At 71.0% G+C, this 15668-nt stretch carries 9 protein-coding genes; 1 reads left to right on the plus strand and 8 read right to left on the minus strand.

All coding sequences use genetic code 11. The annotated features are described in order from the left end of the window. Entirely contained in the window at positions 1-756 is a 756-nt protein-coding gene (locus tag ACQPYD_RS20115) for an ABC transporter permease (protein WP_433697141.1), read from the minus strand. Then, positions 746-1573 carry an ABC transporter ATP-binding protein gene (locus ACQPYD_RS20120; RefSeq protein ID WP_433697142.1) on the minus strand — a complete coding sequence of 276 codons (828 nt, stop codon included), beginning with the start codon at positions 1571-1573 and terminating at the stop codon, positions 746-748. Before ACQPYD_RS20120 ends, ACQPYD_RS20115 begins: the two co-directional genes overlap by 11 nt. Before the next feature lie 60 nt (positions 1574-1633). On the opposite strand from ACQPYD_RS20120, the gene ACQPYD_RS20125 reads away from it, so the two are divergent. After that, positions 1634-2272, plus strand: a complete 639-nt coding sequence (locus ACQPYD_RS20125) for a TetR/AcrR family transcriptional regulator (protein ID WP_433697143.1) — start codon at positions 1634-1636, stop codon at positions 2270-2272. A 92-nt stretch (positions 2273-2364) separates the two neighbouring features. Here ACQPYD_RS20125 and ACQPYD_RS20130 read toward each other — a convergent pair whose 3' ends face one another. From ACQPYD_RS20130 to ACQPYD_RS20155, 6 genes are all read right to left on the minus strand, one after another. Beyond that, the gene (locus tag ACQPYD_RS20130; protein ID WP_433697144.1) at positions 2365-3138 is read right to left on the minus strand and encodes an AfsR/SARP family transcriptional regulator; all 774 of its coding nucleotides are present in this window, start codon (positions 3136-3138) and stop codon (positions 2365-2367) included. A gap of 79 nt (positions 3139-3217) precedes the next feature. Beyond that, positions 3218-4648 (minus strand): condensation domain-containing protein, encoded by a 1431-nt coding sequence (locus ACQPYD_RS20135; RefSeq protein ID WP_433697145.1) that lies wholly within the window; start codon positions 4646-4648, stop codon positions 3218-3220. Between the two features lie 7 nt (positions 4649-4655). Further along, positions 4656-5945, minus strand: coding sequence for an alanine racemase (locus ACQPYD_RS20140; RefSeq protein WP_433697146.1), 1290 nt, complete (start codon positions 5943-5945; stop codon positions 4656-4658). A 1214-nt stretch (positions 5946-7159) separates the two neighbouring features. Further along, positions 7160-9067 carry a condensation domain-containing protein gene (locus ACQPYD_RS20145; RefSeq protein WP_433697147.1) on the minus strand — a complete coding sequence of 636 codons (1908 nt, stop codon included), beginning with the start codon at positions 9065-9067 and terminating at the stop codon, positions 7160-7162. Then, positions 9068-13816 (minus strand): SDR family NAD(P)-dependent oxidoreductase, encoded by a 4749-nt coding sequence (locus tag ACQPYD_RS20150; protein ID WP_433697148.1) that lies wholly within the window; start codon positions 13814-13816, stop codon positions 9068-9070. Positions 13817-13865: 49 nt separating this feature from the next. Continuing rightward, positions 13866-15647, minus strand: a complete 1782-nt coding sequence (locus ACQPYD_RS20155) for a fatty acyl-AMP ligase (RefSeq protein WP_433697149.1) — start codon at positions 15645-15647, stop codon at positions 13866-13868. Positions 15648-15668 lie beyond the last annotated feature (21 nt).

A 15668-nucleotide genomic window follows, 5' to 3' on the forward strand; every position in this document is an offset into this window, starting at 1 on the left:
CTACCCCTGGAGTTCCTTCAGGCCCCGGCTGATGCGGATACAGGCCAGCACGCCCGCCACCACTCCGACCGCGACGAGGATGAGCGCCGCCCGCGCGACGGTGTCGGCCTCCCCCGCGACCGCGGCCTTGAGCATGGTCACCGCCCAGTAGCCGGGGGAAACGGGCGCGACTGCCTGCGCCCAGGCGGGCATCATCGTGATCGGGGCCAGGGCTCCGCCCAACGCACTCACCGTCAGCGCACCGACGTCGCAGATGGCCGCGAGTTCGCCGTGGCTGCGCACGACGCTGGCCAGGGCCACGCCGATGGCCAGCAGGGCGAAGGACCACACGCAGACCGCCGACAGGATCAGCGCGAAGGAGCCGGTGACGGGCATGTCCACGACCTGGGCCCCGAAGACGATGAGGATCGTCTGTTGCACGACCAGCAGCACGAAGACGGGCAGCGCCTTGCCGATGAGCATCTCCACGACCGAGACCGGGGTGACCCGCATCCGGTTCCAGGTGCGCCATGTGCGTTCGGTCAGCAAGGCGGTGCCCACGACGGACAGGGAGAGCACGGAGAACATCACCAGCATGCCGATGACCGCTTGGGCCTCACCGCCCTGGGGAAGCGCGGCCCTGTAGAGCGGACTGAAGACGAGCATGAGCACCATCGGCATGACCAGGTAGCTGATCAGGTGACCGGGGTCGCGCAACCGGAGCGTGGTGTTGTGGCCGACCAGCAGGGCCAGGCGGTGGGGAAGGTTAGTGCGCACGGGCCACCGCCTGGTAGAGGTCGTCGAGGGTGGGCTGGCGCAGGTCCACCGAACGCACGGGCTTGGTGGCCTCGACCAGCATCTTGGCCAGGGTGGCGGTGGGATCGGTCGTGGGGACGCACATCTCCTCGTCCTCGAAGGTGAGCCGGACCTCTCCGGGAAGACCGTGGAGCAGCTCGCCGGCCTCGCCCCTGGCGATGACCCGCCCGTGGCGGGCGACGGCGATGCTGGCCCCCAGGTCGGTGAGCTCGGGGAGGTAGTGGGTGGTGTAGACGACCGTCGCCCCGGTCCGGGCGTGGTCGCGTACGACCTCCAACAGGGACTGGCGGGTTTCGGGATCCACACCCGCGGTGGGTTCGTCCAGGAGGAGGAGCGCGGGCTTGTGGACCATGGCGGCGGCGGCCTGGACCCGGCGCTGCTGGCCGCCGGAGAGGATCCCGACCCTGCGGTCGAGGAAGTCGGTGATCTGGAGGGCCTCGGCGATCTCGGTGACGGCCCGGCCGAGCTCACGCCGGCGCAACCCCTGCAGTCCACCGAACAGCCGCAGGGTCTCACGGGGGGTGACCGTCGGGTACAGCGCGATGTGCTGGGGCGCGAGCCCGAGGAGGTGGCGTGCGGCGCCGGGGGCTTTTCCGTCGACGAGGACCCGCCCGCCGTCGGGGCGCAGAAGCCCGGAGACGATGTTGGCGAAGGTGGTCTTACCGGCCCCGTTGTGCCCGACGAGTCCGACGATCTCACCTGGCCGGGCGACCAGAGTGAAATCGTCCAGGGCTTTGACCGACCCGTACCCCTTCACCAGTCCTAATGCCTCCAACATGCCATGACCATCCGTTCTGTTCGGTGTATAGAAACATTGTCTATGGTGTAAAGTATAGCCATGGGAAAGATAAATCAAGAAAGACGGGAAGAGATCCTCTCCGCTGCTCTGCGCATCGCTGAGAACGGAGGCCTCGCAGCCATGTCGATGCGTGCGATCGGGGCCGAGGTCGGCCTGACGCCGATGGCCCTGTACGGGTACTTCGCGAGCAAGGACGAGCTGTTGGACTGGCTGGTGGGCCGAGTACTGCAAGAGGTGCCCCGGCCCGATCCGGAGGCGGACTGGCGCGAGCGGCTGCTCGCATGCGCCCGCGGGGCCAGAGCCGCGGCGCACCGGTACCCGCGAACGTTCTCGGTGCTCCTGAACAGGCCCGTGGTGCTGCCGGAGGCGATGCGCGTGGTGGATCCCCTGTACGGCGCCCTGATGGAGGCGGGGATCCCCCACGAGCGGGTGGCGGGCTGGGAACGGATGTTCAGCACGTTCGTGCTGGGCTTCGCCGTCTCGGAGGTGAGCGGCCGCTTCGGGGAGGGGAACCTCGGGACCCGGGAGCGGCGTGAGCGCCTGGACCCCCGGGAACTGCCGGCGCACCACCGTCTGGGAGAGGTGCTGGACCTCCCGGTCGACTGGGACGCGGAGTTCGAGGAGGGACTGGCGAGACTGGTGGCGATGGTCGGGGCGGAGGGCACGGGGCCCGCATGAGGCGCCGGGCGACCGGGGCCGCACGGTGCCGGCCCGGCTGCGCCGAGGCTCTCACGTGCGGCCGACGTAGCAGCGTGAGGGCCCCGGGACGCCTACGCGCTCGTCGTCAGGTCCAGTTCGTCCGCCCTGGAGAGGATGGACACGTGGATCCTCCGGAGGGACTCCGCCGGCTCGATGCCGAGCTCGTCCGTGAGGTGGGAGCGAAGCCCTGCGTAGACCTCCAACGCCTCGGCCGTTCTCCCACTGCGGTAGAGGGCGACCATGAGGTGTTCGTACAGCTTCTCCCGTCCGGGGAAGCGGGCGATCATCTGGTACAGCTCTCCGACGACCATGGAGTGCCGCCCGAGGTTCAGCTCGATCTCGATGAGCCTTCCGTATGCGGCGTCCCGCTCCTCCTCGAGCGCCCTGGCGGCTCCGGAGAGCGCCACCGACTCGCGCAGCTCCGGAAAGGCGTCGCCCCGCCACTGGTCCAGTGCCTGCCGGAACAGCAGGGTGGCGTTGTCGAGGTAACCGCTCCGATCCTGCTGCCGGGCCTGGGTCAGGACGTTCCGGAAATTCCATATGTCCAGACTGTGGTCCTTGAGGTCTATGGAGTAGCCGTACGGCATGGTGCCGACCGCCATCGGATCCGCCCCTGTGGCCGCAAGGTACTTCCGCAACCGTGAAATGCTCACCTGCAGTGCGGTCGGCGCCGTGCGCGGGCGCCCTTCCGGCCACAGGGCCTCCATCAGTTCGTCGAAGGCGACCACGGAACCGGCGTCCATGCAGAGACGGGTCAGCAGCATGCGGAGCCGCAGCGCGGTGGGGGTGATCCTGTCCCCTCGGTCGTCCAGAACTTCCAATGGGCCGAGCAAGAGAAACTGCATACCGAACCTCCTTCGATTCGATAGGTGTCCTAGAGCCGTTGAAAAATGTCCGAGAAATGGGCGCGAACCCACGGAGGGGTCAACCGCGAGATCGGGGGACCGGCACGGACGAACCCGCCCGGGGTTCCTGCGTCCCGTCCTCCGACCGCTCCCCTTCCTGGGCGGCCCGCACCATGAGCGACTCCAGGAGGAGCGGTATCCGGCCGAGGTCGTCACGGGATATGTGTCGGGTGTCCACCGTCACCGACAGGTCGGCGAACCGCTCGTCGGAGTCGATCTGCGCGAAGAACTGGAGGTCGTGGGTCTCGTAGGAACCCGCGTCCTCGACCTCGGTGTCGCCGAGAAGCTCCTCCAGCCGCTCCCGTGGGGTGTGCGCGAGTTCGGACGAGGTCCGCTGGTCCCTTCGCCGGTCGTTGACACAGCAGGTGATGCCGAGGGCGTGCCCGCGTTCGCGCTCCATCTCGGCGATCGCCTCGTCGAGCCGGTCCGGGTCGTAGCGGGCGTGGCGGTGCGCGCGCATCGCCGGGCCCCAGGAATCCCGCAGTGTCCGGTCCAGCCCGCCGCTCGGACGGACGGCCGCGAAGACACCGTCCTGCGCCATGGGGCAGACGATGTGCGCGACATCCGCGGTGCGGTTGTTGGCCACCACCTTCATGAGGACCCTGGAGCCTCCCGTGTGGCGTGCCAGCACCGTCGACAGTCCGGCGAGGAAGACCATCGCCGTGCTCACACGATGCTGCCGGGCGATGACGTGTACCGCCGCGTTCAGCGCGGACGACCTGATCCTCTTCGACCGGTAGCGGGCGCCCGTCACCTCCAGGGGAGGTCCGGAGAACACCGGCTCCGACGCCTCCCGCAGAGCCCGGCACCAGTGACGGATCGCCGCGTCGGACAAGGAGCGCCCGGTCTCGCCGGATTCGAACGCGGCGATCTCGAGGAGCTCCGTCTCCCGGTGGCTGCGGGCGGGTGCACGGCCGGCGGCCCTGTCGGCGATGAGGGCCTGTGCCCGTTCGACCAGCACACGAAGGCTCACACCGTCGGTGGCGACGTGGGAGAGGGAGAGGACCAGGGCCCGGGGGCGGCCCCCGTGCACCAGAACCGCGACGCGGAGGGGCCAGCCGAGGGCGGGATCGAAGGCGAGGAGGCGCAGCCGCTCGCTGATCCCCTCCACCACTGCGAGCAGGTCGGCCTGCTCGCGGTCCCCGGTCTCCACTATCTCGACCGGGAGCGCTCCGGAGGCCTCGGCACGCTGCCTGAGCGCACCCGACTCGTCCTGCGAGAGTCGCGTCCGAAGCGTGACGTTACCGGTCACGAGATCGGCGACCGCCGAGAGGACGGCGTCGAGATCGGCGCCCGGGGCGATCTCGAAGGCCTCCTGCATGTTGAAGCGGCGGTGGTCCTCGGGGAACCACTGGAGGTGCCGCCATGTGGTCCGTTGTCCCCATGTCGCCGGGCCCTCGCGGACCTGCTCGCCGATCACGGGAACCGTGGTCATCCGTACGGTGGTCATATCCGCCTCACCCTCGACTTCGCATCCGCACTGCCGGCCGGTCCGGCTGGGGCGCACGGCTCCCTCGAGGGGACGGCGCGACCGGACGGCGCTCCAGCTCCAGGCGCGTCGCGGACACGAGCCGCCCGCCGTCCACGACCACCTCCGCGGGGGCGGGGTGTCCGAGGAAGGCCAGGAGGCTGGCCGTCAGTCCGTAGGCGCCGACATTGGGAACACGGACCAGTCCGCCCACCCGCGGTTCCACGAGGGGGACACCGCGCCCGAGGACGTCGACCGGTGTGCACAGCGGCCCCACCATGTGCACGGCCTCGGTCCCGCCCGTGGAGCTGTCGGCGGCCTCCAGCGGCACCGCGGAGAGGGGCAGGAGCCGCCCCGTCGCCGACATGCCGCCCAGGCAGTTCACCCCGCCGTCCAGCACCGCGTACGCGCGTCCGTGGCTCCTCTTCACGTCGAGGATCCCCAGCACGAGGGTTCCGCAGCCGGCAGCCACGTAGCGCCCCGATTCGACGGAGATCCGTGGGGCGCCCTCGCGCCAGCCGACCATGTGCTCGTCCAGGGCGGTGGCGAGCCGATCGGCCGTGGTGCCGTACTCGGGCAGCTCCCCTGGCACCGCGAAGGGGGCGGCGAACCCCCCGCCGATGTCCAGCCGGTCGATCGGCACCCCCTCGGCACGCAGGGCCGCCGCCGCCCGCAACGTACGGGAGAACTCGTCCAGGAGCGACTCCTCGTCCTTGGCGTTGGTCAGCGGGAAGAAGTGGAGGCCGTCCATCTCCGTGTTCGGGTGCTCCTGGACGGACCTGGCCAGTCGTCCGACATCGGCGAGGTCCACACCGAACTGCGAGGGCCCGCCGCTCATCCGCAGACCGACCCCGCCGCCGGCCTCGGTCCCGTTGACGCGGATGAGACAGCGCACGGTCTCCCGAACGCGGTGCGCGGTGCGCGCCACGCGCAGGAAGTCCGTCTCCGACTCCACGGAGAAGCGCCTGACCCCCTCCTGGACGGCCCAGGCGATGGCCTCCTCGCTCTTTCCCGGACCGGTGTAGAGGCATTCGCCGACGGGGAACCCGGCCATCACGGCGTCGGCGACCTCCCTCCGGGAGGTGACCTCCGCGTCACAGCCCTCGGCACGGGCAGCGGCCGCGATGTCGGGATGCGGGTTGGCCTTGAGCGAGTAGTAGATATGCGTGCCCGGCGGGAGGGCACGGCGCAGGGAGGCGACGGACTCGCGCACGCGCCGCAGGTCGTAGAGGTAGAGGGGGGACCCGAACTCGCGGACGAGCTCTGCGATGTCAGGCATGGGTGGTGCGCTCCTCATCGGTGGCGGTGACGGCCGGAGAGGCGTCGGTGGAGGGGCGGGACCCGGCAGGCGCGGCTCCGGCTCCCGGGTCGTTCGGCACCGGCCCCGCCCGACGGAGGTCCGACCCCGGCCAGCCCTCGGACAGGGGGCCGGGAGCGCTGCTTCGGACGGGGTACGCGCGCGTCCAGGCGGTCGCCGGTCCCCCGGTGCGAAGGGCCGGCTCCGCGGCACAGGGGTTCGCCCGATCCGGGAGGGTCCGGGAACCCGCCGTCGGCGACGACCGTCCGCCGGCCCCCACCGGTCCGAGTGGCGGGGCCACCGGAAGATTCATTCCGCATTTGTGGAGTCGGCCCCGCTCCACGAAGTCGGGGACCGCGAAATTCGCACCACCAGCAGTGTTCACCATGGCAATGCCACAACCTCCAACACGAACAACTCTGCGTCACAGTCAATGGTTTCCGGGCACACAGAGGAGTACGCCAGGAATAAAGGAGCTCCAAGGTATATCCGACCACTCCACGGACATCCCGCGGGCCACCGACGATTCCTCCCGGGGGAGGCAATGCCCCTTCCCGTGGAAGCGCTCCCATGAGAAAGCTTGAGTTTTCCGGATATCCCGCGCAGCATAGCACGGCCCCCACAAGGCTGACAAGCACTCCCATCGCATCCCGATTTAACGAGTTTCCCCTGCCAGAATTCAGGAGAAACAGGCACGAAAACCCTGGAAGCAAAGCGTGCGGAAGCATTTACTTTTAGTCATTGCCGCGGGTCGGGTGAGGTGCACTCCCGAAGGCCTCCCATGAAGGGGAACGGCGACCCAGCCCCGGGAGGTGCATCACCGCCAGGCGATTGCTACAGCCCGAAATGAAACGCCTACCCCCACTCCGGCCATATATTACACCGAACGGAGTACCCAGGAGATAAGCCTGTCCGAATGTGGACATATCCATTCGGAAAACCGGGTTGACATAGGGTCGCACCGGCAAGTAGCGAACGCGGGGCGGGCAGGGGGGCGGCAAAAGGAGGGGACGGACCGGCCCGCGCGGCGTCGGCAGCCGGCCTGCGGGCGCGGGGCGGCAGCCGGAAAGACCGCACCTGCCGGGGAACGCCGGGAGAATGCACGCGCCCGAGCCTCCTGAAGCACTTCCCGTCCGCATGTCCGCCGAGCGCGCCGACCACCGAATCGCATGAGTTCCCGCTCCGGGACAGGGGCCTCATTCCGGGTCGGCCGCCTCGGGAACGAGGGGGCGCATGCGCCCGGCGAGCAGGCGCAGCGGCCTGATGCTCGAGAGCGCCGTCAGCGTCGGCGGGTCCCAGCCCTGCTGTTCCAGCAGTCGGCGCAGGTGCGGTATCCGCGCCACACGGCCGCCGACCGCGACGTAGTCGTCGTCCAGATCCACCCCGGGCAGGGAGTTGGCGGACATGACCGCCGCTGCCAGGGCGCATTCGCGTCCATCCGCCTGGTCGAGACCGACCCCGCGGCCCTCCCCGGATGCCGTGGTCGACCGCTCTTCCCAGTTCCGGACGGACGAGGGGTCCGCGGGAGGCTCCGCGCACACCACGAAGAGGCCGGGGCAGACCAGACCGCCGACCCCGTGGGCCCGGTCGAGAACGTGGGCGCGCAGGAACTCCGGGGCGACGGCTCCTGCGACGTGAGCCACGGGCCCGCTGCCGTGCTCACCCGCGACCACGTGCGCCCCGATCACGCCGGGGACCTCCTCGAGGCAACGCGCGAGCCGGTCGAGGCCGTCGGGAGCGGCACCGGCCGAACCGGTCGGCGTCGCACCCGACAGCACTCCTTCCAGGACCCCGTCCAGCGCCGCGTCCCCAGGAGCGCCGACGAGCGAGTCGAGCAACGCGTCGATGCCCCGGAGCAGTGCCTCCACGTCCTCCTCCCCCATGACCTCGGCCGTCGCGTTGAGCGCGAGCACCGCGGCGTCCTGGTGGTCGTACACCCGGAAGTAGGCGTCCTCGTCCAGGTGGGCCCAGGCCCTGGGCTCCGGGTTGCGCGTGAACATGGCGCGCCTGGCTCCGTGGGCAGAGGAATGCCGGCCGAGGTAGTTCACGACGGCCCCCACACGCACTGGTGTCCGGCGCAGGCGTCCGACCCGCGAGGTGAGCTCGAGCACTTCGTCGTAGGCCGCGTCCGCGTGCTCACGGGAGAGCTCGAACCGGCGGCCCCACCGCTTCACGACCGTGTCGAAGGCGTCCCCCTCCACGAGCTCCAGGCTCATCGGCACGGGTTGGAGAAGGCACGCGAGGAGGTGCTTCTGCCACTCGGCCTCACGGTTGCCGAAGTAGTTGCGCACCGGGACCGTCCGGTGCCCGGTGTACGCGGACAGAACCGCGGCGAACACCGCTCCGTACACGTCCGAGGGCCATACGCCGTGGCGTGCGGCGAGCTCCCGGGCGGCGGCCGCCGCCCGGGGAGACGTCAGCGAGGCACTGTACGACCCCGCGCCGGGCCTTTCGCCCCGACGCCGGTCGAAGACGTCGGGCGGAGCGGAACGCAGCTGTTCGCCCCAGTAGGCCAGGGCGGCGGCGTTGCGTTCACGTCCCTGCTCCGTCTGCTGCCAGTGGGCGAGCTCCAGTGGACGTCGACCGACAGGGGCCAAGGCGGGCACGGAACCGTTGAGCATCGACCGGTGGATCTCCTCGAACTCCCGGGTCATCAGGCCCAGGCTCCAGTCGTCGACCGCGATGTGGTGCACCACCACGAGCAGTCGGCGCGGCCGTCCCCCGGTGGTGACCACACATGCCCTCATCGGCAGGTCGTTCTCCAGCTCGAAGTCCGCCCGGGCAAAGGCGGACACGGCCTCGGACGTCGCGGGCAGCTCCGTCCGGTGCACGACGACGGAGGGTGGGCCGGGAGGCCGCACCCTCTGCGAGGCTCCGTAAGGGCCGTCGGCGGGAAAGGTGGTGCGCAGCGCCTGGTGCCGGCCCGACAGATGCTCCAGGGCGGCTGTGAGGCTCTCGACGCTCGACCCCTGCGGCGGCGTGTAGGACATGACGATGTTGAACTCGTGACGGCTTCCCTCCGGAAGTCCGTGGTGGCCGATCCAGATGTAGCGCTGGCTCCGGGTCAGCGGCGCATCGGACGCCGTCGGGCTCGTCGCGGCCACTCAGCGCCTCCTGGCCTTGAAGTTCTGCTTGCGGCGGTCGGCCCGGGCCTGCCGGTCGACGTCCCCGTCCCCGGCCTCCCCCGTGGGCGCGGTGGAGGCGTCGACCAGCGCGGCGAGCGCGGCGACCGTGGGCGCCTGGACGATGGCGTTGGGCGCGAGACGGTCCAGGTCCAGGGAGGCGCGTATCTCGGCCACCGCGCTGACCCCGATGAGCGAGTTGCCTCCGAGCTCGAAGAAGTTGTCCTCCACCCCCACCTCTCTCAGCCCCAGCAGCTCCTGCCAGACGGCCGCGATGGCGGATTCGGCCTCGGAACGGGGCGCGACGTAGGGAACGGAGAGGTCGGGGCGGGGGTAGCTCATGCTCCCGCTGCCGACCGGCTGGGATGCCTCGTGCAAGTCCTTGAGGGTGAACCGCCGGGTCTGGTCGAGGATCGTGTTGAGGTCCTGGGTGGAGACGGCCAGGTGCGGTTCACCGCTGCGCAGGACGTCGACCATCGCACGCCAGCCGTGCTCCCGGTCGATGCCGAAGGCCTCTCTCTGCCGGACGAAGAACTCCCGCACCTCGTCGGTGTACCCGTCGAGGCCGTCCGACCACGGATTCCACACCCACTCGCTCCAGCCGATCGACACGACCCGGGTACCGGGGAGCGGTTCGGAGCAGGCGTACGCGTCGAGGTAGGCGTTGGCGGCACAGTAGTCCAGCTGCCCCGCGCCACCGCCGGTGACAGCGGCGACCGAGGAGAAGAGCACCACGAACCCGACGTCCTCGCCGACCAGCTCCCGCATGAGGGCGCGAGTACCCGCCACCTTGGGCGCGAGCACGCGGTCGATGCCGCCGGTGTCCTTGAACTGGGTGAGCCCGGTGCTGGGCACACCGGCGGCGTGCAGGACCCCGTCGAGCCGCCCGTGGTGCTGCTTGGCCAGGTCGACGGCCTGGCGCGCCACCGTGGGATCGGTGATGTCGCCGCTGAGGACCACCACCTCCGCGCCCCGGTTCTCCAGGTCGAGCACGTCCTCCATGCGGCGTCGCATGGCGGGGTCGGCGTCCTCCTTGCCGAGCACGGCCGGCCACAGGACGCGGGGCGGCAGAGGGGTCCTCCCGAGCAGGATCAGGGTGGGCGCGTACTCGTCGGCCAGCTGCTGCGCCATCGCCAGGCCGACGGCTCCGAGCCCGCCCGTGATGAGGTAGACACCGCCGCGGAGCAGCCCGGGAGTCTCGGGGGACCCGGTCCCGCGCGGGAAGGTGTCATAGGTCGGGACCCAACGCCGGCCCTCGCGCAGCGCAACGACCCGGTCGGTCGCTTGCCCCAGCAGCTCACCGACGAGCTGGGGGGCCACGTCGCCGGTCCGGGGACCGATATCGATCAACCGGGCCACGGTCCCCGGATACTCGATCGGCAGAAGACGACAGGCACCGACGGAAGTAGCCTGCTCGGGCCGCATGTGCGCCGCGTCGGAGGGGAGTACGCGCTGCGAGCCGGCGGTCACCACGTCGCACTGCCATGCGACCCCGAGGTCGCCGTAGGCCTGGGCGAGCCCGACGAGGGTGTGCAGGCCGTGGCGCACAGTCCGCTCGGCCGGGTCCCCGTGTGCGCGTTCGTCGTCGGCGTCGTCCAGGTGCCACAGGTGCACGACCCTGGTCGGCAGGCCTCCGGCCGTGTTGAGCTCACCGAGCAGGGCCCGGGCGTCTTCGGGAGCGCCGGGGCGGATGGTGCGGACGCCGTTCCTCTCCGCGAACTCCGTACCGGGCTCGACCAGTACGTAGGGGGCGCCCGAGGCGTCCAGGGAGGTGATGAGGGCAGCCGTGGCCGCTGCGGCGCCGGGCACGGTCAGCAGCAGCCAGCCGGCCTCGGTCCGCGCGGGCCGCCGAGGCGCGGTCTGCCGCCAGGTCGGCTGGTACAGCCAGTCCTCCTCGGGCAGCAGCGGCATCGCCTCCACCTCCTGCTTGAGGGAGGCCGGGCCCGTCACGGCAGCCCCGGTGTCCTCGGGCGGGACCTCCAGCCAGAACGACTGGCGCTCGAACGGATACGTCGGCAGCGGCACCCGGTGCGGGAGTGCGGCACGCCCCTCCGCCTCGGCGCCGGCACACCCGTGGTAGGCGGACCAGTCGACCTCCGCGCCGGCCAGCCAGAGCTGGCCGAGCGCCTCCGCGAGCGACTGGTCGTCGGGCTTGTCCTGCACCCGCGCGGGCAGGGTCGACACGATGTGGGGCCAGCGCTCCTGTCCGCAGGCCCTGTGGGCGCGCACCATGGTGGCCAGTGACTGGCCGGGGCCGACCTCGACGAAGGCGCTGTCGGGGTCCCCCAGAGCCGCCTCCACGGCGTCCGCGAAACGCACCGTGGAGCACATGTGCTCCGCCCAGTAGCCCGGGTCGGTGACCTGTGCCGCGGTGGCCGTGCCGCCGGTGACGTTGGACCAGTACGGCAGTGTCGGCGGATTGAGCGTCACCGACTCGGAGATCCAGGCGGTGAGCTGCTCCCCGGCGCCGTCGAGCATGCGGGAGTGGAAGGCGTGGGTGGTCCCCAGGTCCCGGCACGGCACCCCCCGCCCCGTGAGTTCCTCGGACACTTCCGCGAGCGCCTCCGCGGAGCCGGCGAGGACCACCTGGTCCCCGTTGTCGGCGGCGAGGTCGACGCCCCGGTCCGCGAGGTCCGGGACCAGGGCTCGCAACGCGGACTCGGCCGTGCCGACCGCGAGCATGCCGCCCGCGGGCAGGGTCGCGATCAGACGTGCCCGGTGTGCCACCAGCCGGACGGCGTCCGGGAGGGACAACACCCCGGACAGGCACGCGGCCACGTACTCGCCGACGCTGTAGCCGACCATCGCACCCGGTACGACCCCCCAGTGCATGAGTGTGGAGGCCAGCGCATACCCGGCGACGAAGACAGCGGGCTGGGCCACGTCGGTGCGGCGCAGAAGGGCCGCACGCGGGTCCCCGCCGCTCTCGGACCCGCGCAGCGCGGCGTCGGGGTCCACCGGGTTCCGGGGCTCCGTCAGCAGGGCGCGGACGTCCGAGGCGAGTGCGGTGTCGAGGTGGGCGCAGCACTCGTCGACGTGCTTCCGGAAGACCGGCTCCGTCGCGTAGAGGTCCGCGACCATACCGGGGAACTGTTCGCCGACACCCGCGATGAGGAAGGTGACGGGCCGGGTCCGCCAGGTTTCCTGGCGGGTGCGGACCGGAGCACCGGTCCCCTCACCGCGCAGGAGGGCGGCCGCCTGGCCTGTCGACGAGGCGACCAGGACACGGCGGTGGTCGAACACCCGGCGTCCGACCTGGAGGGTGAAGGCCGTGTCGTCCAGGCGGGGCAGCCTGTCGTCGAGGTGGCGGGCCAGTCTGGCGCAGGCCTCCTCCAGGGCGGCCTGCGAACGCGCCGACACGGGCAGCACGTGGTGGCGGCGTTCACCGTCGGGGCGCACCGCCTCGGCCGGGGGCTCCTGCACGACCGCATGGGCGTTGGTACCGCCCATCCCCAGGTTGTTGACGCCTGCGATACGCGGTCTCCCGGGCTCCCGGGGCCACGGGACGGGATCGGCGCTGACCCGGAAGGGGCCGCCCTCGAAGTCGATCTTCGGGTTGGGGGTGCGAAAGTGCAGTGTCGGGGGGATGACCTCCTCCCTCAGCGCCATCACCACCTTGATCAGCGCGGTGACGCCGGAGGCCCGGTCGAGGTGGCCGACGTTGGTCTTGACCGACCCCAGGACGCAGCTGCGCCCCCCGGCGGCTCCGCCGAACGCCTGGGTCAGTGCCGCGACCTCGATGGGGTCCCCGAGCTCGGTGGCGGTGCCGTGGGCCTCGACGTAGCTGATGTCCCCGGGCCGCACGCCCGCGTTCTCCAGGGCGCCCTTCACCGCGGCGGTCTGACCGGCCATGCTGGGAGCGGTGAAGCCGAACTTCATCGTTCCGTCGTTGTTGACCGTCGAGCCGCGGACGAGCGCCAGCACCGTGTCACGGTCCGCGAGCGCGGCCCGTGCGGGCTTGAGCAGGACGGCCGCAGCCCCGTCGCCGAACATGCTCCCGCGGCCCTCTGCGTCGAAGGTTCGCACGTGCCCGTCGGGCGACTCCTGGCCTCCCGGGGCGTACAGGTGGCCCACGGTGTCCGGCACCCGGACCGACACGCCGCCGGCCAGGGCCATCTCGCAGTCCCCGCTGCGCAGGGCCTGGCAGGCGAGGTGCACGCCGACCAGCGACGTCGAGCAGAACGTCTGGACCGACACGCTGGGGCCGGTCAGGTTCAGCTTGTACGACACCATGGTCGCCAACGCGTCCTTGTCATTGCCCGTGACGACCTCGAAGGAGTTGGCGGCGAGGTCGCTTTGGAAGCGGCCCTGGCGTTCCAGCATGTAGGTGCTCAGGTTGGCGCCGGCGAAGACGCCGACCCTGGCTCCGCCGTCCTGTGGGTCGGGGTACCCGGCCGACTCCAGCGCCTCCCAGGCGCATTCGAGGAACAAGCGCTGCTGCGGGTCGGCGACCGTGGCGTCCCGGGGGCTGAACTTGAAGAACGGCGCGTCGAAGCCGCGCACATCGTCCAGTACAGGACGGGCCGCCACGTACGCGGGGTCGTCGGCGTGCTCCGGGGGCACGCCGGCGGCGAGCAGTTCGTCCCGGTCGAACCGGCGGATCGACTCGGTGCCGGAGGCGATGTTGCTCCAGAACGCCTCCACATCGGAGGCGCCGGGGAACCGGCCGGACATACCGATGATCGCGATGTCGGTGTCCCGTACGTGGTCAGCGGAGCCTGTGGCTTCCATGGTCTTCTCCACCTTCGAAGGGTCTCGGTTGCCGGTGACGCCGTCCTCGTCACGAAGGCTGGGGCGCTGTCCTGCGGTCCGCTGCAGGGGACGGCGCCGATTCCTCCAGCAGGGCTCGCACGTCGGGCGCCAGCTCCTGGTGCAGCGGTGCGAGCTGTTGGGACATGAACGCGTCCCGGCAGGCACGGCGGCGGATCTTGCCGCTGGTGGTGCGCGGGATACCGGAAGAGATCAGCACCACGCTGGGCATCGTGACATCGAACGTGCGGACGATCGCCTCACGGATCCGGAGCGCGAGATCCCGCAGGGACACGTCCCGCAGCCTGGGGGCCCGGACCTCTTGGACGATCACCACGTGCTCGGGCCCGGTGCCGGTGCCGAAGGCGGCGCCCACCCGGCCGGCCAGCGCCGGATGCACCGCCTCAGCCACCTGTTCGATGTCCTGGGGGTAGATGTTCCGGCCGTTGATGATGACCGTGTCCTTGCTCCGCCCGGTGACGTAGAGCTCCCCGTCGATCAGGAAGCCCAGGTCTCCGGTGCGCAGAAACGGGCCGGCCCCCTCAGCGGTGTACGCGTCGAACGTCTCGCCCGTGTCGTGGGGCTTGTTCCAGTACCCCCGCGCGATGCTCGCTCCCCGCGCCCAGATCTCACCGACGCGGGCCTCGGGCAGTTCCTCGCGGGTGCGCGGATCCACGGTCAGGACCTGTTCGATCACCGCTCTCCCGCTGCTGATCAGCGGCACCCCGCCCTCCCCGGTGGACGGGAGTGCCCGGCCGCGGGCCAGTTCCTCCCGGCTGACCACGCATGAGCCCGCCGCGCGACCGGGCGGGGTCAAGGTGGCGACGAGCGTCGCCTCGGCGAGGCCGAACCCCGGCTTCATCGCGTCCGCACGCAGTCCCGCCGCCGAGAAGCGCTCGGTGAAGTCCGCCACCGTCCGGGCCCGGACCGGCTCCGCCCCGTTGACGCATGCGCGCAGCGCACTCAGGTCCAGTTCGCGGATCTGTTCCTCGGTGACCCTCTTCAGGCACAGGTCGTAGGCGAAGTTCGGCGCGAAGGTGGCGTCGGCCCGGTGCCGACTCATCATCTGGAGCCAGTGCACCGGGCGTCTGAGGAAATGGGTGGGGCTCATCAGCACGCAGTCCCCGCCGACGAACGCGGGGATGAGCAGTCCGCCCATCAGTCCCATGTCGTGGAAGTGCGGCAGCCAGCTGGCCATGACCGAACCCTCGTTCAGCGCCAGGCCGGCGCTGAGGGCCTCCTCGTTGGCCAGCAGGTTGCCGTGGGTGACGACCACTCCCTTGGGCTCGCTGGTGGAGCCCGAGGTGTACTGGAGGAACGCCACCGTCTCGGAGCCGGGGGCCTCCGGCATCCGCCAGCGGGCGGCGTCCCCCAGGGGGGCGGCGTCGGTGGCGGCGCAGTCGAGCGCGCCGAACCGGCCGTCCTCCTGCAGCAGCCGGGCCACGCCCGACACACTCTCCTGCGAGGTGAGTACCAGGCGCGCTTCGGCGTCGGCCACGATGCCGGAGATGCGCTCCATGGCACGTCCGTCCCTGGGCAGCGGCGCCGGCACCGGCACCATGCCTGCGTACAGGCTCCCCAGGAAGGCGGGCAGGAAGTCCATGCCCGAGGCGTAGACCAGCAGCACCCGGCTCCCGGTCTCCAGGCGCCGGGTCAGGCCGTCGGCCACCTGCGCGGCCCGCTCGTCGATCTCGCCGAAGGCGACGCGCTCCTCGACCACTCCGGCGGCGGTGTCACGGACCCACGTGTAGTGGTGCCGGTCTGCATGGCGCTTGAGCACGTCGTGGACGTGATGGGCGAAACTCGAGGTCATAGGTCTCTCCTCGTTGGCGGT

This window comes from Nocardiopsis sp. CA-288880 (assembly GCF_050955985.1).
Lineage (GTDB): Bacteria > Actinomycetota > Actinomycetes > Streptosporangiales > Streptosporangiaceae > Nocardiopsis > Nocardiopsis tropica.

Excerpts from the sequence above, each read along its gene's own strand:
- ACQPYD_RS20140 (WP_433697146.1), bottom strand. The coding sequence starts at position 5,945 with ATGCCTGACATCGCAGAGCTCGTCCGCGAGTTCGGGTCCCCCCTCTAC.
- ACQPYD_RS20130 (WP_433697144.1), bottom strand. The coding sequence starts at position 3,138 with ATGCAGTTTCTCTTGCTCGGCCCATTGGAAGTTCTGGACGACCGAGGG.
- ACQPYD_RS20120 (WP_433697142.1), bottom strand. The coding sequence starts at position 1,573 with ATGTTGGAGGCATTAGGACTGGTGAAGGGGTACGGGTCGGTCAAAGCC.
- ACQPYD_RS20135 (WP_433697145.1), bottom strand. The coding sequence starts at position 4,648 with ATGACCACCGTACGGATGACCACGGTTCCCGTGATCGGCGAGCAGGTC.
- ACQPYD_RS20125 (WP_433697143.1), top strand. The coding sequence starts at position 1,634 with ATGGGAAAGATAAATCAAGAAAGACGGGAAGAGATCCTCTCCGCTGCT.
- ACQPYD_RS20155 (WP_433697149.1), bottom strand. The coding sequence starts at position 15,647 with ATGACCTCGAGTTTCGCCCATCACGTCCACGACGTGCTCAAGCGCCAT.
- ACQPYD_RS20150 (WP_433697148.1), bottom strand. The coding sequence starts at position 13,816 with ATGGAAGCCACAGGCTCCGCTGACCACGTACGGGACACCGACATCGCG.